Here is a 17,774-nt window from a genome sequence, read left to right as displayed (position 1 = left end):
CCGCTCACGCGCGCGGACAGTCTCTCATCAATCCTTTGCCTGTCAATTCCGCAAGGATGTGAAGAATTGTTTCCAAAATGGAAAAGATCGGCATGCTGAACGGGTGGACGGCCGCCGCGGATTTCCCATCCCGCCTTAGATCATTTCATTGTTTCATTGAAACAGTGAAATGATCTAACTCGTTGAAACTAGGCAATTCCGGACGGAAAACCGTTACACACTTTTCCTGGAATTGCCCTAGTGGTGCGCGATACGCGGCCGGCCGCTGGCCGAGGCGATGAACCGCGCCTCGATCAGCTTGCGGCCGCCCTCGACCTCCGGTGCGTCGATCTCTTCCCACATCGTCGCCGCCGGTTCCTCGGCACCGTTCGCGCGGGCGGTTTCGAGCGCCATGGTCTGGGCGCGGCGGCGGGCGACGCCGAAAGCCTGCTCCTGATCGAGAAAGCGTTCGCTTGCGCCGGCGCCGTTGACGATGAAGATGCCCTCTTCGGGCGTCGTCACGAACACCGTGACGGAAGCCCTGACCTGCCCGACCACCGCTCCGACGGCATTCGCCACGTCCGCCTCCGCGGGTATCGCCGCATCCGTACCCAGCATGTCGGCGATAGCCGGGTAGTAAACGGGCGCCGAGGCGCCGAGGCCGACGAGAGGCCGGTCGAGCCCGATCGAGAAGCGGACGATGCCGGGTTCGCGCGTCAGGGCGCGATCGACTGCAAGGGATGTCGCGGGGTCGATGGCGCCGGCGCCGTCCTCTCCGAGGCAGGCCTGCAGGACCACTTCCGAAGATTGCCGCGTCAGCCGGCCGACGATCCTCTGCGCCAGCCCTTCGGCGGATGGGGCGATTGGCTGGCCGGAACCATCCTTCGTACGTGCCGCAATCTCGAGACCAAGGCGTGCCGCCGCGGCGTTCCACTGCGCCTGCCTGCCAAGCACATGCATCGCATCCGATGGCGTGATGCCGCAGATATGCACCAGCCCGCGCGCCACGAGGCGGTCGAGCGTCGCCCGCTGCGGGGTGCTGAGCAGCACGTCCGCCAATGCCACCGGTACCATGCCGATCCGATCGTAAAGCGCCTGTTCCTGCGGCTGAAGGCCGCTCGCGAGATGATCGGGCAGACCGGTCCGCACGGCGAGGCGGCCGTCGTGCCGTCCCGCATGCGTCGCGCGCAACTGCCTTTCGAGCACGGACAGCACGGCGTCACCATGCAGAGCGGCCGCCAGGCTCAGCGGCAGGAACCGCCGCGGACCGAGATCGATCTTTGCCTTGAGACCGCGATCGTTGATCCGCACTTCCGAATCGCCACCGAGCCCATAGGTGCGCATGGCGACGGCCTCGACCATGGTGCGGAAGCCGCCGACGACGGCGCCTTCGGCATCCAACCTCGGACGGCCCTTTTCAAGCACGGCGACGTCCGTCGTCGTGCCGCCGATATCCGAGACGACCGCGTTTTCAAGGCCGGTCAGATGCCGAGCGCCGACGAGGCTCGCAGCCGGCCCGGAGAGGATCGTTTCGATCGGCCTCAGCCGCGCTTCCGCCGCCGAGATCAATGCGCCATCGCCGCGCACCACCATCATCGGCACGTGAATGCCGCGGACCTTGAGGAAATCCTCGCAGGAGCCGATCAGCCGATCGATCATCGACACCAGGCGGGCATTGAGAAGTGTCGTCAGCGCCCGGCGCGGGCCGCCGAGCTTCGACGAAAGCTCATGGCTGCATGTCACCGGCAGGTGCGAAACCTCGCGGATACGGTCGCGCACACGCTTCTCGTGGGCCGGATTGCGCACTGCGAAATAGCCGGCGATCGCGAAAGACGAAACCTGGCTCGCGAGCGTCGGCAGCGCCTCCTCGAGCGCGCTCATGTCGAGCGGTGTCTCGCCGCCATGGACATTGTGCCCGCCGGGAAGGAAAAGGACGGGATCCGAGCCCAAAGCCTCGAGCAGCCCGTCGCGCTTCAAGTCCTCCGGGCCGAAGCCGATCATCACCAGGCCCGCCCTGCCGCCCTGCCCCTCGACCAGCGCGTTGGTGGCGAGCGTCGTCGACAGCGAGACGAGGCTGATCGCCGTGACAGGAACCTTCGCCTTGTCGAGAACGGCTTCGACCGCTCCGGCTATGCCGACCGCCAGATCATGGCGCGTGGTCAGCGCCTTGGCCTTGGCGACGACGCCCGCCGCTTCGCTGAAAAGAACGGCGTCGGTATAGGTTCCGCCGGTGTCGATGCCGAGAAGAAGATGCGAGGTCAATTTCTGCTCAGTCCAGTGTTGAGGGTCGGGAGGATCGGGAGAAGCCGTCCGAACGGGAAGCGATCGCCTGGTGATAGGGCATATTTTGGCGAAAGACCATCGCGTGAGAGCGACCTTCGTGCGTCTGAAAGAGCGGCAATCGCGAAAGCAGGTGTCGCCTCGGGCAACCCGGAGATGCTACTCCGCCCGCACCGACACCTTCATCGGCAGGCCGCCCCTCGGCTGTGTGGTTAGGCGTTGCACCGGCCAGGGGTGGGTCGCCTCGGTCAGATCGAAGCGGAAGCGGTGCATGAGGACGCCGAGCGCGATGACCGCCTCCTGCAGGGCGAAGGTCGCGCCGATGCAGACGCGCGGCCCGGCACCGAAGGGCAGGTACTGGAAGCGGTTGATCTTCTCCCGATTCTCGGGAAGGAAGCGCTCCGGCATGAAGGCGCGCGGCTTCTGCCAATGAAGCTCGTGCCGGTGCAGGGTCCACGGCATGATCAGCACCGTTATGCCCTTCTCGATGCGGACGTATTCACCCTCCGGTGACGTCCACTCATCTTCCTCGATTGCCGCGCGGTTGATCGACGGCGCGGGCGGATAGAGCCTGAGCGCTTCCTCGAAGGCGGCAAGCACATGCGGCATGCGGCCGAGCCACTCGACCGGATCCGCCCCGCTTGCCATCACCTCGTCGATTTCCCGCTCCATCACCTCGCGATAGGCCGGCGTGTTGGCGATGCAGTAGAGGGTCCAGGCGAGAGCGCGCGCCGTCGTTTCATGTCCGGCGCCGATGAAGGTCAGGATATTGTCCTCGATCTCGGACGTCGAAAGACCCTCTGGTCCTTCGAGCTGCAGCAACAGCGTCAGGAAATCGTTCGGAACGCGCTCGGGTTCCTCGGTCATCCGCCGCCGTCGTTGCGCCATCGTTTCGGATACGATGCCCCGGAACCGGTTCAGGACCTTCTTGCCGCCGATGCGGGTGAGCCGCGGCACCCACGGCGGCGCGACCAATAGATCCATGGGATCGACCCGGCCCATCCGGTGCAGCAACTCCTCGACGTTGCCTGCAAAGCCCTGCTTTTCGACGGCGATCTCGCCGGAAAAGAGGGTTTCGGCGAGAATCTCGAAGGTAAGCTCGGTCATGTCGACGGCGACATTCGTCACCAATGGCTCCGAACCAGCCCGCTCGTAGCGCTCGACGAATTCCTCCGCAACACGGTGCATCTGGCCGGCAAAGCCCTTGGCGTGCCGCGGCGTGAAAACGGGCGCCATCGCCTTGCGGGATCGTTTCCAGACCTCGCCTTCCGCCGTCAGCAGACCGTCGCGAAGGATCGGGCGAAGGATCAGCTGCCGGACACTCGCCATCTCGTAATTGCCGGCATTCTCGACGAGAACATGGCGGATGAGACCGGGATCGTTGACGATCAAGGTGCGCTGATTGATGAACTTCGTCTCGATCCAGGGCAGCGTGTAAGAGGGCTCGCCCCAGAGTTCCAGCGGATTGCGAAAGACCGTGCGGATGATTTGCAGCCGCGAGGGAATGCCGACGCGGGGTTCGGGCGCGGGTGGCTCGAAGGGTTCCGGTCGCGTGTCCATGATGGAGTGCCTTTCTCGATCGTCTACCGTTTCAATTATATACGGCGCAATCAAGGAAGATGCTTCACGTGAATCACGGAAGAACGGAAAGATAGAGACGGAACCCGGCGATCCGGCTCAGAGCAGGCCTTCGAGTTCCGCGAGCTTGTCGTTGACGAGCCAGCCGTAATAGTTTTCTTCCGGCCAATGGACCTCAGCGTCCTGGTTCTTCGCTGCGAGCGTTGCGGCGCGCTGGTCCGGATTGCCGACATTGTAGAGTGTCGCCGTCAGACCCGGATTGTTGGAGATGTCCATGCCGGCAATCGAAAGATAGGCGTCGATCGAATGGCGGATCGAAGCTGCCATGTAAGCGAGCGAGACGTCCGGATCCATGATCGCCTCATAAACGCCGGCGGCGTTGTTCTCGTCCAGGCGCTCATAGCCCGAAACGCGCGCGACCATGTCCGTCAGCATCAGCGCGGTCAGCGGATTGATCTGGCCGAGACCGAATGTCTGTCCGGCGAAAAAGGGCTGGAAGAAGACCGCGCTGAAGCGGTTGTCCGGGAAGGATTGCCCCCCGATCGAACGGCCGCGGAACTCGCTGTCCCAAATACGCTCGCGGCAGCTCCAGAGCGCATAGGAGTTGTCCTTGCCGGCGCAGGCGGCAAATTGCGGCCGCGCGACGAACTCGTCAACGGACTCGCCGTCATGGCCGAACTGGAAGCTGTTACCGGCATAGGCGGCCGCCTTGACGTAGTAGGATTGCAGCCGGTCGTAGGCATCGACATTGTAGGTGTGCTCGCCGACGATGGCGCCGATCATGTGGATGGGCGCGATGCCGTAGGCGCTGGCGACCGACTTGATCTTGCCGACGAGCTGCCGGTCGCTGGCGAGCAGATCACGCACCTTCTCGTATTTCGCATCGAAGGAGGTCCGGCCCGCTTTTGTGCGGCGAACCGAGGCGCCCGGTATCTTCGGCTGCTCGACGTGGCGGTTGCCCGCCGGAACCACGTTGATTTCTCCCGCGGCTCCCGGACCGGCGGAGAGGCAAAGCATGGCAATGACGAGCAAGCAGGCGGTGAGACGCACGATCTGTTCTTCCTATGAAACTCCGGAACCCCCGGTCATTCGAGCGCGCGGCCCCTACGGCAAGATCATGTCGGAATAATGCCCGGCCTTCGATCGATTACCGATCGCTGTAGAAAAAATGAAGGCGCCTGTCGAGGGACGGGCGCCTCACAATTCGGCGATTGCCGGAGTTTGCGCAGCTCCGGCGCGTCAAGACTTGCATGTTTCCTTAAATCGGAACCGATTCAAGGACAAAACATGCAAGCATGCAAACTGTTGCAGCGACCTTTGCGCGTCCGATGAGACGCGCGGCGCTGTGGTCACAGGATGTAGCGTGACAGGTCGGTGTTGGCGGCGAGGTCGCCGACGTGCTTGCGTACATAATCCGCATCGATCATCACGGTCTGGCCGCCACGGTCCGGCGCGTTGAAGGAAACGTCGTCGAGGACGCGCTCCATCACCGTCTGCAGGCGGCGCGCGCCGATATTCTCGACGTTGGTGTTGAGCTGGACGGCGACCTCGGCGAGTGCGTCGATCGCATCCTCGGTGAAATCGAGCTTCACTTCCTCGGTGTCGAGAAGCGCCTTGTACTGGCGGATGAGGCTCGCCTCGGTCTCCGTCAGGATGCGGCGGAAATCCTCCTTGGTCAGCGCGCGCAGCTCGACGCGGATCGGCAGGCGGCCCTGCAGCTCCGGAAGCAGATCCGACGGCTTGGAGACGTGGAACGCACCGGAGGCGATGAAGAGGATGTGATCCGTCTTCACCGGCCCGTATTTCGTCGCGACCGTCGTGCCCTCGACCAGCGGCAGCAGGTCCCGCTGGACGCCTTCGCGCGATACGCCGGCACCCATGCCGCCATCGCGGGCGGCGATCTTGTCGATCTCGTCGAGGAACACGATGCCGTCGTTCTCGGCCGCCGCCACCGCTTCGCGCTGGATCTGCTCGTTGTCGAGCAGCTTGTCGGACTCGTCGTTGATCAAGAGTTCATAGGAGGCCTTGACGGTCGTCTTGACCTTCTTGGTCCTGCCGCCGAGCGCCTTGCCGAACATTTCGGAAAGATTGAGGACACCGATATTGGCGCCCGGCATGCCCGGAATCTCGAAGGCGCCCGGAGCGCCGGTCTCGGCAACGTCGATCTCGATTTCCTTGTCGTCGAGCTCGTTGGCGCGCAATTTCTTGCGGAAGGAATCGCGCGTCGCGGGCGAGGCCGTCGCGCCGACCAGAGCGTCGAGCACACGTTCTTCGGCGTTCTGATGTGCCTTCGCCTTGACATCGGCGCGCTTCTTCTCCCGCACCAATGTGATGCCGACCTCGACGAGGTCGCGAACGATCTGCTCCACGTCACGGCCGACATAGCCGACCTCGGTGAACTTGGTCGCTTCGACCTTGACGAAGGGGGCGCCGGCGAGCTTCGCCAGCCGCCGGGAGATCTCCGTCTTGCCGACGCCGGTCGGGCCGATCATCAGGATGTTCTTCGGCATGACTTCGTCGCGCAGATCGTCGTCAAGCTGCTGGCGCCGCCAGCGGTTGCGCAAGGCAATGGCCACGGCACGTTTCGCGTCCTTCTGGCCGATGATGTAGCGGTCGAGTTCCGACACGATTTCTCTGGGGGAAAAGTTGGTCATGAATTCCTCTCAAACTCCGTGCGCGTCAGCTCCATCAGGAGTGTCCGGCCGGACTCGTCTATCCATTCGCCAAAGGGCACGAAGCCTGCCTTCGCATAGGCCCGGACCGCGCGGCGATTGCCGGCGTCTGGGTCGATCACGATACGGGCGGCGCCGTTTTCGAACAGTCTTTCGGCAAAGGCCTTGAGCGCCAGGGCGGCGATGCCTTTTCCAGTCATTTCGGGTGGGCCCACAAAGATGTCCACGCCCGGCGTGTCGGACGGCAGGTCCTTCGCCCAGGGCTCGTCATATTGCGACGGCGTCCAGGACTGAATGTATCCGGCGGGCTTGCCGTCGACATGAAAAATGAAGCCCTCCACCTCGCCGCTCGCGCAGCCATCGCGGATCGATTCCAGCTCCTTGTCCGGGTCGCCCCACCACTGCCGTACATGCGGCTCGGAAAGCCAGCCATGCAGCATCGACAAGTGGCTGTCGGCGACCGACAGGAAACTGACATCGACCCCGTCATTCGGCATCCAGCGTCTCCACCACGAGATTGTGGTTGGTGTAGACGCAGATATCGCCTGCGATTTCGAGCGCGCGCCGAGCGATCTCTTCCGCCGACTTGTCGCTGTCCATCAGCGCACGCGCGGCCGCCAGGGCATAGTTTCCGCCGGAGCCGATCGCGATGGTGCCGTGTTCGGGTTCGAGCACGTCGCCATTGCCGGTGATGGCCAGCGTTATGGATCGGTCGGCAACGAGCATCATCGCCTCGAGATTGCGCAGGTATTTGTTCGTTCGCCAATCCTTGGCGAGTTCGACGGCGGCACGCATGAGCTGGTCGGGATATTGCTCGAGCTTGGCCTCGAGCCGTTCGAGCAGCGTGAAGGCATCGGCCGTCGCACCGGCGAAGCCGGCGATCACGTCGCCCTTCGACAGGCGCCGGACCTTGCGGGCGTTGCTCTTCATGACGGTCTGGCCGAGACTGACCTGACCGTCGCCCGCCATCACCACCTTGCCACCTTTTCGTACCGTGATGATGGTGGTCGCGTGCATCGTTCCGTAGGGATTGTGTTCGCTCATGAAGATACCTGTTGGCCCCGATCCGGGGTGTTGCGGCTCCGCTGCATGATTCCCTGGATCGGAATGATTCAAGGGCAAGACCATGCCGCGACTCTAGAGTGCTACAGCGGCTTTTGCGCGTCCAGTTGGACGCGCATCGCTGTAGGCGAGCCTGGTTGCTTGACGCCTATGTAAGTGCGCACCGCGCGATTGCAAATGCCCTTTGCCCTCCTCGCGGTCTTCCCTTCCTGAGGTCTGCAGATCGGCCGAATTTCCGTCACAGTTCTGGATATTTCGCGGCTCCCCTGATATGGAGCGGCTCTGGAGCGATCTTACGAGAAGCGTGAAGCGGTTTTGCTCCCGCGTCCAGCTCTGGTTTTGGTGTCGATCCCGCTTATTTTGGGATCGTTTCAGCGCGAAATCATCCGATCGAGCGCATACAGGAGAGCCTGATGGCAGAAAGCATGCCCAGCCGCAGCGGCCGAGTTTCCAGAAAGACAAATGAAACCGCCGTCTCGGTCTCCGTCAACATCGATGGAACGGGAACGTCGAAAATCGCGACCGGAGTCGGCTTCTTCGACCACATGCTGGACCAGCTTTCGCGGCACTCGCTGATCGACATGGAGATCAAGGCGGACGGCGACCTGCATATCGACGACCACCACACTGTCGAAGACACCGGTATTGCGCTCGGCCAGGCGCTTGCCAAGGCGCTCGGCGATCGCCGCGGCATCACCCGATACGCCTCGATCGACCTTGCCATGGACGAAACGATGACGCGCGCCGCCGTCGATGTTTCCGGGCGACCTTTCCTTGTCTGGAACGTGACTTTCACCTCGCCGAAGATCGGCAGCTTCGACACGGAGCTGGTGCGTGAATTCTTCCAGGCGCTGGCCCAGCATGCCGGCATCACGCTGCATATCCAGAACATCTACGGCGCGAACAACCATCATATCGCCGAGACCTGTTTCAAATCCGTCGCCCGCGTGCTCCGCACCGCAACCGAAATCGATCCGCGCCAGGCCGGACGCGTGCCCTCGACCAAGGGAACGCTCGCCTGAGCTGGCCAATACCCGGCTGAGACCCATGGCTTCTTATCTGATCATGACCCCGCCCGGCGCGCCGGCCGATGACGAAAGGGCGCGGTTCATCGCGGACGGCTTTTCCTGGCCCGCCTTTTTCTTTCCCGCGCTCTGGCTGATGAGCAAGCGTGCCTGGCTCCTTGGAATCCTGGTTGCCGTTCTGCAAATCCTGTTGATCTTCTTGTCGGCCGTCCCCGGCGCCCTTGCAGCCTCGCTTTTCATGCAACTGGCGCTCAGCCTGCTGGTATCGCTGGAAGGTCCGCTTCTGGTCGCGCGGAATCTCAGGAAACGAGACTGGACGCTTCGCTCGATCGTTCCAGCACGCGACCTGGAAACGGCGGAAGAGATCTATTTTTCCAACACGCCGGCCACGGCGGATCGCAGAACGGCAACTCCGTTGCCGCCACTCGATAGGTCTGCCACGAAACAGGCCGAAAGCAGCGCCGGCCTTGGCCTCTTTCAACCCTATGGAGAACGCTGATGCGGGTCGCCATCATTGACTACGGGTCGGGCAATCTGCGCTCGGCCACGAAAGCCTTCGAACGGGCGGCACGCGAAGCCGGCATCGCCGCCGAGATCGACCTGACCGACAGGCCGGAACGCGTGGCGTCCGCCGACCGCATCGTCCTGCCGGGCGTCGGCGCCTATGCCGATTGCCGCCGCGGTCTTGCCGCCGTCGCCGGCATGGAGGACGCCTTGACGCAGGCCGTCGAGAAGGACGGGCGTCCCTTTCTCGGGATCTGCGTCGGCATGCAGCTCATGTCGTCGCGCGGGCTTGAAAAGACCATCACCAAGGGCTTCGGCTGGATCCCGGGCGACGTCAAGGAAATGACGCCGGCCGATCCGTCGCTGAAGATTCCCCAGATCGGCTGGAACACGCTAAGGCTCAACCGGCCGCACGCGCTCTTCGAGGGCATTCCGACGGGCGAAAACGGCCTGCATGCCTATTTCGTCCACTCCTATCACCTCGCTGCCGAGAACCCCGAGGACGTCATCGCGGAAGCGGACTACGGCGGGCCGGTGACCGCATTCGTCGCACGCGACAACAAGGCGGGCTCGCAGTTCCACCCGGAAAAGAGCCAGACGCTCGGACTCGCCCTCATTTCGAATTTCCTGCGTTGGAAGCCTTGAGGCTGCCGGCGTTCTTTCCTGATCGGATCCACACATGATTCTCTTCCCTGCGATCGACCTCAAGGACGGACAATGCGTGCGCCTGAAGCTCGGCGACATGGACCAGGCGACCGTCTATAATCCCGATCCGGCCGCCCAGGCGCGAGCCTTCGAGGAGCAGGGTTTCGAGTGGCTGCACGTCGTCGACCTGAACGGCGCCTTTGCCGGCGAGACGGTGAACGGCGCGGCGGTCGACGCGATCCTCAAGGCAACCCGGAACCCGGTGCAACTTGGTGGTGGCATCCGCACGCTGGCGCATATCGAGAACTGGCTTTCGCGCGGGCTCGCGCGCGTCATTCTCGGCACCGTGGCCGTGCGCGATCCGGGGCTCGTCCTCGAAGCCTGCCGTAAATTCCCCGGCAGGGTCGCCGTCGGCATCGATGCCAAGGGCGGCAAGGTGGCGGTCGAGGGCTGGGCCGAAGCTTCCGAACTCGGGATCATCGAGCTTGCGAAGAAATTCGAGGGCGCCGGCGTTGCGGCGATCATCTATACGGATATCGACCGCGACGGCATCCTGACCGGCATCAACTGGGCATCGACGCTGGAACTTGCCGACGCGGTGTCGATCCCGGTAATCGCCTCGGGCGGCCTCGCCTCGATGGACGACGTTCGCCGCATGACTGAGCCGGATGCGCAAAAACTCGAGGGCGCGATCTCCGGTCGGGCGCTTTACGATGGCCGCATCGACCCGCAGGAAGCGCTGGCGTTGATCCGGGCTGCGAGAAAAGGATGATCCGATGACCTTGAAAGCCCGTGTAATCCCCTGCCTCGACGTGAAAGACGGACGCGTCGTCAAGGGCGTCAATTTCGTCGATCTGATCGATGCGGGCGACCCGGTGGAGGCGGCGCGCGCCTATGATGCGGCCGGCGCCGACGAGCTGTGCTTCCTCGACATCACCGCGTCCTCGGACAACCGCGAGACCATCTTCGATGTCGTAGCCCGTACCGCCGAACAATGCTTCATGCCGCTCACCGTCGGCGGCGGCGTGCGGCAGGTGTCCGACATTCGCAAACTGCTGCTCGCCGGCGCCGACAAGGTGTCGATCAACACGGCGGCCGTCAAAAATCCGGATTTCGTCGCGGAGGCTGCCGACAAGTTCGGCAACCAGTGCATCGTCGTCGCGATCGACGCCAAGAAGGTGTCGACGCAAGGCGAGGCGAACCGCTGGGAGATCTTCACTCATGGCGGTCGGGAGCGGACAGGCATCGACGCGGTCGAATTCGCCCGAAAGGTCGTCGATCTCGGCGCCGGCGAAATCCTGCTGACATCCATGGACCGCGACGGCACGAAGAGCGGCTACGACATCGCCCTGACGCGGGCGATTGCCGATGCGGTGCGGGCGCCCGTCATCGCCTCGGGCGGCGTCGGGACGCTCGACCACATGGTCGAAGGCGTTCGCGACGGCCACGCGACGGCGGTGCTCGCAGCATCGATCTTCCATTTCGGCACTTACAGCATCGGCGAGGCGAAGCGCTACATGGCCGAGCACGGCATCGCCATGCGGCTCGACTGACGCTTGGAGCGGGATGCGGAAAAGTGTGCGCGGTTTCCGCCCGCATCCCGCTCTAACTTAGGAGAATCGATCACGTTTTGTGATTTTAGGTCGGTCCGACCCAAAATCATCGTGATCCAGGAGGATTTCAGCATGACCGGCTTCACTCTTTCCGATCTCGAAAACATCGTGGCCGTGCGGGCAAAGGCGGCGCCGGAGGACTCCTGGACTGCCAAGCTCGTCGCGGCGGGCCAGCGCAAGGCGGCCAAGAAGCTCGGCGAGGAAGCGGTCGAAACCGTCATCGCGGCGATCAGCGACGACCGCAAGAATCTGGTCGATGAGAGTGCCGACCTTCTCTATCATCTTATGGTCGTATTGAATATTGCAGCCGTCCCGTTGCAGGATGTGATGGACGAGCTTGCCAGGCGGACCAGCCAGTCCGGCCTGCAGGAGAAGGCAAACCGGCAAAACCCATGACTATCGCCGCGAAAGACATCGACGCCGGGGATCTTCCGGGCAACCTCCAGGGCGGGGAGTACTCGCCCTACCACGTGTTCTCGGCCGAGGAGTGGTCGCGCTTTCGCGCCGACACGCCGTTGACGCTGACGGCCGGCGAGGTGCAACGCCTGCGCTCGCTCAACGACCCGGTCGACCTTGGCGAGGTACGCCGGATCTACCTGTCGCTGTCGCGGCTGCTCTCCGCCCATGTCGAGGCCTCGCAGATCCTGTTCCAGCAGCGCAAACGCTTCCTCAGCATGTCCGACGAAACGAAGACGCCCTTCGTCATCGGCATCGCCGGTTCGGTCGCCGTCGGCAAGTCGACGACGGCGCGCATCCTCGCCGAGCTACTGGCGCGCTGGCCCTCGAGCCCGAAGGTCGACCTGATCACCACCGACGGCTTTCTCTACCCGAACGCGATCCTGCAGCGGGAAAACATGATGGATCGCAAGGGTTTTCCCGAGAGTTACGATATCGGCGCACTCCTGCGCTTCCTCTCGGCGATCAAGGCGGGCCAGCCGAACGTCAAGGCGCCCACCTATTCGCACCTGACCTATGACGTCATCCCGGACCGGTTTCAGACCATCGACCGGCCGGACATCCTGATCTTTGAAGGAATCAATGTGCTGCAGTCGCGCAATCTGCCGGCCGACGGCAAGATCGTGCCGATGGTTTCGGATTTCTTCGATTTCTCGATCTATATCGATGCCGAGGAAAGTCTCATTCACAGCTGGTACGTGAGCCGCTTCATGCGGCTGCGCGAAACGGCCTTCAAGGACCCGCAGTCCTTCTTCCACCGCTATGCGACGATCAGCGAGGACGCGGCGCGCGCCATTGCCGAGGGGCTCTGGCACAATATCAACCTGAAAAACCTGCACCAGAACATCCTGCCGACACGGCCGCGCGCCGACCTGATCCTGCAGAAGGGTCCGAACCACCTGACGGAGACGGTCGCGCTCAGGAAGCTTTGAAGCGGTTATGCAAGGGGGCCCTCATCCGGCCTGCCGGCCACCTTCTACCCGCCTGCGGGAAGAAGGGACTCGCGGCCCGGCGTCATGACAAGTCCCCTCTCCCCGCCTGCGGGGAGAGGGTTAGGGTGAGGGGCGCCGCGCTACGAGCGTCATCGTTAGGCAACCTCTAAAGGACCTCAGACGTTGACCCGCCGCAAGGTCAGGTTGAGCCGGCCGCCGTTCTTCAAAAGCGTCGAGGTGTTCGGATAGATGCGGTCGACGCCGTGGAAGGCGAGCCTGCCTTCGCCACCAAGCACGACGACATCGCCGCTCGCAAGCTTGAACGAGATCGTCTGTCCGCTGCGCTCCCGGCCGCCGACGCGAAAGAGGCAGGTATCGCCGAGCGATATCGAAACGACGGCCGTCTCGAGGTCTCGTTCGTCCCTGTCCTGATGCAGACCCATGCGCGCGTCCGCGGAATAGAAGTTGACGAGGCAGGCCTCCGGCTCCTTGTCGCTCGCCGAAACCGCGTGCCAGATGTCGATGAGCGTCGGCGGCATTGCCGGCCAAGGCTTGCCCGTCACCGGGTGCTCCGCCTGATAGCGATAGCCCCGTTCGCGATCGGTAACCCAGCCGAGCGGACCGCAATTGGTCATGCGCACCGACATCGGCTTTCCGGTCTTCGGCATTTCCGGCACGAAGAGTGGCGCCTCCGCAACGACCAGACGGATGGCCTCGATCAGCTCCTGTTGGCGGGAGCGGTCAAGAAAACCCGGAATGTGTCTTATACCTTTCGGCAGCACCTGCATCGCGTCTGTCCCGTCATCCGCCGCAGCGATCGACGGGCCCTATGGCATGTTTCCCTAAATCGCCCCTGGGGAGAAAACATGCACCAATTCAAAGTCCTACAGCGATATAGTCTTCGCGGGACCTGGTCGCCACCCGAAAATACCGTCGTTCAGCCGGCATCCAGATCCGGAATGCGCAGCACCTGCCCCGGATAGATCTTGTCGGGGTCTTTCAGCATCGGCTTGTTCGCTTCGAAGATCAGCGTGTGTTTGACGCCCTTGCCCTTGCCGTACTGCGCCTCGGCGATCTTCCAGAGATTGTCGCCCTTCTTCACCGTGTAGAAGACGGGCGCCTTGGCCGGTGCGGGCGCAGCGCCTGCATCTGCGACCTTGAGATCGGACGCTTCGACGGCCGACACACCGAGCGTGTTGCCGACGGCGACGACGGCCTTTTCGAACGTCGACTGATCCTTCACGACGCCCTTGAGGACAACCTTGTCGTCCACGACTTCGACTTCTACGTCCTTGGTGCCGAGGTCATGCGAGGCGAGCTCCTTCTGGACACTGTCGGCATCCGGCGGTGTGTCGTCACCACCGATCCCGAGCTTCTTGCCGGCATTCTTGATAAAGCTGAACAAACCCATGGTTGCCTCCTCTTCGCAGATGCCTCTCGATAAAAGAGGGCGGCACCGGCGAAAGTTCAAGAGAGCGGCCGAAAGATTCGCTTGGCCGGTGCGAAGAGACGCGGGCACGGTTTTCCGGCGCACGCACGCAGTCCGGATTCCCTCACTCGCCACCGGGCCGGCCGCGGAGTTTCTTGATTTCGGCGCGGCCGGATTTCTCCTTTAGCCGCCGCTCGATCGAACCGCGGGTCGGCTTCGTTTTCTTGCGCGGCGGTGGCGGCGGCTCGGCCGCCTTCAGGATCAGTTCCTTCAGCCGCTCGCGCGCATCCTCGCGATTGCGTTCCTGGCTGCGAAACCGATTGGCCTCGATCATCAGCACGCCGTCCTTGGAAACACGGCGGCCGGCAAGTCTCAACGCATTCGCCTTGACGCTGTCCGGCAGCGACGGCGACGCCTGGATGTCAAAGAAGAGCTGGACGGCCGTTGACACCTTGTTGACGTTCTGTCCGCCCGGTCCGCCGGCCAGCACGAACTGCTCCGTCAATTCCCAGCCGGCAATGACGATGCGGTCGTTGATGTAAAGCGGATCGCTGGCCATGTTTGCTCCGTTTCAATCGTCCTGATGCCGCGGGCAAGCGGTTGCCCTTCCCGTCTCTAACTCATCAGAATCGATCACGTTCATGATTTTGGATCGAATCAATCCGAAAATCACCGTGGCCAGCAATTCCAGGGAAAGCGTGCAGCGGTTTACCGCCTGGAATTGCGCACCTAGAAAACAGCTATAGCGAAGCATTTGAAAACAATCAGGATAGAACGCGAAAACCCGGCCCAAGCGGGCCGGGTTTCACGTGAATCATAGCCAGCGATCTTTATTCGGCGGCGACCTTCGCTCCCGGAGCCGCATCGCGCACGCTGCCGTCGACATGGCGTTCGAATTTGGCAAAGTTGGCGATGAACATGTCGATCAGGCGGCGCGCCTGCGCATCATAGGCAACGCCGTCCGCCCATGTCGACCGCGGGTCGAGAATGCCGTCGTCGACGCCCGGTACTGACACCGGCACGGCAAAGCCGAAGTTCGCGTCGGTGCGGAACGATGCGTCGTTGAGCGAGCCGTCGAGTGCTGCCGAAAGCAGCGCACGCGTCACCTTGATCGGCATGCGGTTTCCGGTGCCGTAGGCGCCGCCGGTCCAGCCGGTGTTGACCAGCCAGCAGGTAACGCCGTTCTTGGCAATGAGGTCCTTGAGCAGATTGCCGTATTCGGACGGATGGCGTGGCATGAACGGAGCGCCGAAGCAGGTCGAGAAGGTCGCTTCCGGTTCGGTCACGCCCTTTTCGGTGCCGGCGACCTTGGCGGTGTAGCCGGACAGGAAGTGATACATCGCCTGTTCCGGTGTCATCCTGGCGATCGGCGGCATGACGCCAAAGGCGTCCGCCGTCAGCATAATGACGGTGCGCGGCTGCGGCGCCGTTCCGGTTTCGCTGGCATTCGGAATAAAGTCGAGCGGATAGGCGATACGGGTGTTTTCCGTCAGGGAACCGTCGTCGAAGTCGGGCAGGCGCCGCTCATCGAGCACGACGTTCTCCATAACGGTGCCGAAGCGCCGGGTGGTGGCGTAGATTTCCGGCTCGGCCGTGGCCGAAAGCTTGATCGCCTTGGCGTAGCAGCCGCCCTCGAAATTGAAGACGCCGTCTTCGCCCCATCCGTGCTCGTCGTCGCCGATGAGCGTGCGGGCGGGGTCGGCCGAGAGCGTGGTCTTGCCGGTGCCGGACAGACCGAAGAAGATCGCCGTGTCTCCCGCGGGGCCGACATTGGCCGAGCAATGCATCGGCATGACGGCTTTTTTCGGCAGGAGATAGTTGAGCACCGTGAAGACCGATTTCTTCATTTCGCCGGCATAGGAGGTGCCGCCGATCAGGACGAGGCCGTTCGTCAGGTCGCAGGCGATCACCGTTTCGCTGCGGCAACCGTGACGCTCCGGATCCGCCCTGAAGCTCGGCAGGTCGATGATCGTCAGCTTCGGCTCGAAGGCTGCAAGCGCCTCGCGTGCCGGACGGATCAAGAGATTGCGGATGAACAGCGAATGCCATGCGAGCTCCGTGACGACGCGCGTCGGCAGAGCATGCGCCGGATCGGCGCCACCAATGAGGTCCTGAACGTAAAGCGACTTGCCCTTGGCGTGCGCAACCATGTCCTGGCGCAGGCGTTCGAAGTTTTCGGGTGAGATCGCGTTGTTGTTGTCCCACCAGATCTCTCCAGCGGTCGCCGCGTCGCGGACGACGAACTTGTCCTTGGGGGAGCGACCCGTGTGCTGCCCGGTCCGGGCGCAGAGCGCGCCGTGCGCCGTCAATTGCGCCTCGCCGCGGCGAAGGGCGTCCTCGTAAAGCTCCGCTGCCTCGAAGTTGTAGCGGACGAAAGCCAAGTCCGAAAAGCCGATTGTTTCCAGTCCGTTCGAGGGATTGCGGGTGCCGAGTTGCTCCATGGTCAAGCTTCCTTTGTCATTGGCCATTGGTGGGGAATGTCGTCGGAACATACCGACAAGGTTGATCGAAGACAAGATATCGACTCCTAAAACAATAATGATATCAGTATATTAATCGATTTAAAGAAAAATGTGTATTTTTTAATCGGTTGAATTATGCCTCTGCGAGACACATTTGTCGGCCAGTCCCGAGACGATTGGCAGGCGGCGCTTTTGTGCTTCGCCACAATTTGTTCCACCTTTATACTCAAGTAACGCCGGTGACTCGCGGTTGCCGCGATTCTTGAAGGCGGGTCTGGCCAACGGACCTCAAGAGACGGAGTTGAATACGATGCAGACCATCGCGCTTGTCGATGACGACCGCAACATCCTGACGTCCGTGTCCATCGCGCTGGAAGCCGAGGGCTACAAGGTCGAAACCTACACCGACGGTGCATCGGCACTCGAAGGCCTGCTGGCGCGTCCGCCACAGCTCGCGATCTTCGACATCAAGATGCCGCGCATGGACGGCATGGAACTGTTGCGCCGGCTCAGGCAGAAGTCCGACCTGCCGGTGATTTTTCTGACCTCCAAGGACGAGGAAATCGACGAGCTCTTCGGCCTCAAGATGGGTGCCGACGATTTCATCACCAAGCCTTTCTCCCAGCGCCTGCTGGTCGAGCGCGTCAAGGCGATCCTGCGTCGCGCCCCGAACCGCGACCTCGCCGCGGTCGGCGCCATCGGCACGGCAAAGCCTTCCGACGCGCCATCCCGTTCACTGGAACGGGGCCAGCTCGTGATGGACCAGGAGCGCCACACCTGCACCTGGAAGAACGAGTCGGTGACGCTGACGGTCACCGAATTTCTCATCCTGCACTCGCTGGCGCAGCGTCCGGGCGTGGTGAAGAGCCGTGACGCATTGATGGATGCCGCCTATGATGAGCAGGTCTATGTGGATGACCGCACGATCGACAGCCACATCAAGCGGCTTCGCAAGAAGTTCAAGATGGTCGACAACGACTTCGACATGATCGAAACGCTCTACGGCGTCGGCTATCGTTTTCGCGAGACGGCCTGACGGCCGCCGCTTCACGCTTGCCACAGCGGCGATTGTGGATCATGCAGAAATGGCGTAACGGCGATGCGGGAGTGGCAGCCCGCGTCGGGCATGCCGCACCC

At 62.7% G+C, this 17,774-nt stretch carries 18 protein-coding genes; 8 read left to right on the top strand and 10 right to left on the bottom strand.

Features of this window, described 5'->3' with window-relative positions; translation table 11 throughout:
* Positions 1-237 precede the first annotated feature (237 nt).
* The 6 genes from QN222_RS16375 to hslV all read right to left on the bottom strand — a co-directional run bounded on the left by QN222_RS16375 (position 238) and on the right by hslV (position 7,553).
* On the bottom strand, positions 238-2,241 hold the full coding sequence (locus QN222_RS16375) for a hydantoinase/oxoprolinase family protein (RefSeq protein WP_283960656.1): 2,004 nt from the start codon (positions 2,239-2,241) through the stop codon (positions 238-240).
* A gap of 177 nt (positions 2,242-2,418) precedes the next feature.
* Positions 2,419-3,819 carry a cytochrome P450 gene (locus QN222_RS16370; RefSeq protein WP_283960655.1) on the bottom strand — a complete coding sequence of 467 codons (1,401 nt, stop codon included), beginning with the start codon at positions 3,817-3,819 and terminating at the stop codon, positions 2,419-2,421.
* A 117-nt stretch (positions 3,820-3,936) separates the two neighbouring features.
* Positions 3,937-4,887: a DUF1402 family protein gene (locus QN222_RS16365; RefSeq protein WP_283960654.1), complete on the bottom strand. Its 951-nt coding sequence runs from the start codon at positions 4,885-4,887 to the stop codon at positions 3,937-3,939.
* A 299-nt stretch (positions 4,888-5,186) separates the two neighbouring features.
* Positions 5,187-6,491, bottom strand: a complete 1,305-nt coding sequence (hslU, locus tag QN222_RS16360) for an ATP-dependent protease ATPase subunit HslU (RefSeq protein WP_283960653.1) — start codon at positions 6,489-6,491, stop codon at positions 5,187-5,189.
* On the bottom strand, positions 6,488-7,006 hold the full coding sequence (locus tag QN222_RS16355) for a GNAT family N-acetyltransferase (protein WP_225108801.1): 519 nt from the start codon (positions 7,004-7,006) through the stop codon (positions 6,488-6,490). Before QN222_RS16355 ends, hslU begins: the two co-directional genes overlap by 4 nt.
* Positions 6,996-7,553: an ATP-dependent protease subunit HslV gene (gene hslV, locus QN222_RS16350; RefSeq protein WP_283960652.1), complete on the bottom strand. Its 558-nt coding sequence runs from the start codon at positions 7,551-7,553 to the stop codon at positions 6,996-6,998. The genes QN222_RS16355 and hslV overlap by 11 nt, the downstream gene beginning before the upstream one ends.
* Before the next feature lie 431 nt (positions 7,554-7,984).
* Between hslV and hisB the strand changes: the two genes are divergently transcribed.
* From hisB to coaA, 7 genes are all read left to right on the top strand, one after another.
* Positions 7,985-8,593, top strand: coding sequence for an imidazoleglycerol-phosphate dehydratase HisB (gene hisB / locus QN222_RS16345; RefSeq protein ID WP_283960651.1), 609 nt, complete (start codon positions 7,985-7,987; stop codon positions 8,591-8,593).
* A gap of 25 nt (positions 8,594-8,618) precedes the next feature.
* A complete protein-coding gene (locus tag QN222_RS16340; RefSeq protein ID WP_283960650.1) occupies positions 8,619-9,095 on the top strand; it encodes a DUF2628 domain-containing protein in 477 nt (158 codons plus the stop codon).
* On the top strand, positions 9,095-9,745 hold the full coding sequence (gene hisH, locus QN222_RS16335) for an imidazole glycerol phosphate synthase subunit HisH (protein WP_283960649.1): 651 nt from the start codon (positions 9,095-9,097) through the stop codon (positions 9,743-9,745). The genes QN222_RS16340 and hisH overlap by 1 nt, the downstream gene beginning before the upstream one ends.
* A 34-nt stretch (positions 9,746-9,779) precedes the next feature.
* A complete protein-coding gene (gene hisA, locus QN222_RS16330) occupies positions 9,780-10,517 on the top strand; it encodes a 1-(5-phosphoribosyl)-5-[(5-phosphoribosylamino)methylideneamino]imidazole-4-carboxamide isomerase (protein WP_283960648.1) in 738 nt (245 codons plus the stop codon).
* A gap of 4 nt (positions 10,518-10,521) precedes the next feature.
* Positions 10,522-11,298 (top strand): imidazole glycerol phosphate synthase subunit HisF, encoded by a 777-nt coding sequence (gene hisF, locus QN222_RS16325; protein WP_225108806.1) that lies wholly within the window; start codon positions 10,522-10,524, stop codon positions 11,296-11,298.
* Between the two features lie 132 nt (positions 11,299-11,430).
* Positions 11,431-11,754: a phosphoribosyl-ATP diphosphatase gene (locus QN222_RS16320; RefSeq protein WP_283960647.1), complete on the top strand. Its 324-nt coding sequence runs from the start codon at positions 11,431-11,433 to the stop codon at positions 11,752-11,754.
* Positions 11,751-12,746 carry a type I pantothenate kinase gene (gene coaA, locus QN222_RS16315; RefSeq protein ID WP_283960646.1) on the top strand — a complete coding sequence of 332 codons (996 nt, stop codon included), beginning with the start codon at positions 11,751-11,753 and terminating at the stop codon, positions 12,744-12,746. The genes QN222_RS16320 and coaA overlap by 4 nt, the downstream gene beginning before the upstream one ends.
* Before the next feature lie 176 nt (positions 12,747-12,922).
* Here coaA and QN222_RS16310 read toward each other — a convergent pair whose 3' ends face one another.
* From QN222_RS16310 to QN222_RS16295, 4 genes are all read right to left on the bottom strand, one after another.
* On the bottom strand, positions 12,923-13,534 hold the full coding sequence (locus QN222_RS16310) for an alpha-ketoglutarate-dependent dioxygenase AlkB (RefSeq protein WP_283960645.1): 612 nt from the start codon (positions 13,532-13,534) through the stop codon (positions 12,923-12,925).
* A gap of 149 nt (positions 13,535-13,683) precedes the next feature.
* The gene (gene lysM, locus QN222_RS16305; RefSeq protein ID WP_283960644.1) at positions 13,684-14,157 is read right to left on the bottom strand and encodes a peptidoglycan-binding protein LysM; all 474 of its coding nucleotides are present in this window, start codon (positions 14,155-14,157) and stop codon (positions 13,684-13,686) included.
* Between the two features lie 142 nt (positions 14,158-14,299).
* Entirely contained in the window at positions 14,300-14,734 is a 435-nt protein-coding gene (gene arfB / locus QN222_RS16300) for an alternative ribosome rescue aminoacyl-tRNA hydrolase ArfB (RefSeq protein ID WP_283960643.1), read from the bottom strand.
* Positions 14,735-15,005: 271 nt separating this feature from the next.
* Positions 15,006-16,616: a phosphoenolpyruvate carboxykinase gene (locus QN222_RS16295; RefSeq protein ID WP_283960642.1), complete on the bottom strand. Its 1,611-nt coding sequence runs from the start codon at positions 16,614-16,616 to the stop codon at positions 15,006-15,008.
* A 331-nt stretch (positions 16,617-16,947) separates the two neighbouring features.
* Here QN222_RS16295 and chvI point away from each other — a divergent pair, with 331 nt between their 5' ends.
* Positions 16,948-17,673 (top strand): two-component system response regulator ChvI, encoded by a 726-nt coding sequence (chvI, locus tag QN222_RS16290; RefSeq protein ID WP_180939573.1) that lies wholly within the window; start codon positions 16,948-16,950, stop codon positions 17,671-17,673.
* The last annotated feature ends 101 nt before the right edge of the window (positions 17,674-17,774 follow it).

Origin of the sequence: Sinorhizobium sp. 6-70 (genome assembly GCF_030124375.1) — a bacterium.
In the GTDB taxonomy this organism is placed as follows: domain Bacteria; phylum Pseudomonadota; class Alphaproteobacteria; order Rhizobiales; family Rhizobiaceae; genus Sinorhizobium.
Note: the sequence above shows the minus strand (reverse complement) of the source record. Positions and strands in the feature narration are given on the sequence as shown.

What these genes read in the sequence shown, in the direction of transcription:
- hslU (WP_283960653.1), bottom strand. Translation starts at nt 6,491, where the DNA reads ATGACCAACTTTTCCCCCAGAGAAATCGTGTCGGAACTCGACCGCTAC.
- hisH (WP_283960649.1), top strand. Translation starts at nt 9,095, where the DNA reads ATGCGGGTCGCCATCATTGACTACGGGTCGGGCAATCTGCGCTCGGCC.
- arfB (WP_283960643.1), bottom strand. Translation starts at nt 14,734, where the DNA reads ATGGCCAGCGATCCGCTTTACATCAACGACCGCATCGTCATTGCCGGC.
- hisA (WP_283960648.1), top strand. Translation starts at nt 9,780, where the DNA reads ATGATTCTCTTCCCTGCGATCGACCTCAAGGACGGACAATGCGTGCGC.
- QN222_RS16320 (WP_283960647.1), top strand. Translation starts at nt 11,431, where the DNA reads ATGACCGGCTTCACTCTTTCCGATCTCGAAAACATCGTGGCCGTGCGG.
- QN222_RS16340 (WP_283960650.1), top strand. Translation starts at nt 8,619, where the DNA reads ATGGCTTCTTATCTGATCATGACCCCGCCCGGCGCGCCGGCCGATGAC.
- hisF (WP_225108806.1), top strand. Translation starts at nt 10,522, where the DNA reads ATGACCTTGAAAGCCCGTGTAATCCCCTGCCTCGACGTGAAAGACGGA.
- hisB (WP_283960651.1), top strand. Translation starts at nt 7,985, where the DNA reads ATGGCAGAAAGCATGCCCAGCCGCAGCGGCCGAGTTTCCAGAAAGACA.
- QN222_RS16295 (WP_283960642.1), bottom strand. Translation starts at nt 16,616, where the DNA reads ATGGAGCAACTCGGCACCCGCAATCCCTCGAACGGACTGGAAACAATC.
- hslV (WP_283960652.1), bottom strand. Translation starts at nt 7,553, where the DNA reads ATGAGCGAACACAATCCCTACGGAACGATGCACGCGACCACCATCATC.
- chvI (WP_180939573.1), top strand. Translation starts at nt 16,948, where the DNA reads ATGCAGACCATCGCGCTTGTCGATGACGACCGCAACATCCTGACGTCC.
- QN222_RS16310 (WP_283960645.1), bottom strand. Translation starts at nt 13,534, where the DNA reads ATGCAGGTGCTGCCGAAAGGTATAAGACACATTCCGGGTTTTCTTGAC.
- lysM (WP_283960644.1), bottom strand. Translation starts at nt 14,157, where the DNA reads ATGGGTTTGTTCAGCTTTATCAAGAATGCCGGCAAGAAGCTCGGGATC.
- coaA (WP_283960646.1), top strand. Translation starts at nt 11,751, where the DNA reads ATGACTATCGCCGCGAAAGACATCGACGCCGGGGATCTTCCGGGCAAC.
- QN222_RS16355 (WP_225108801.1), bottom strand. Translation starts at nt 7,006, where the DNA reads ATGCCGAATGACGGGGTCGATGTCAGTTTCCTGTCGGTCGCCGACAGC.
- QN222_RS16370 (WP_283960655.1), bottom strand. Translation starts at nt 3,819, where the DNA reads ATGGACACGCGACCGGAACCCTTCGAGCCACCCGCGCCCGAACCCCGC.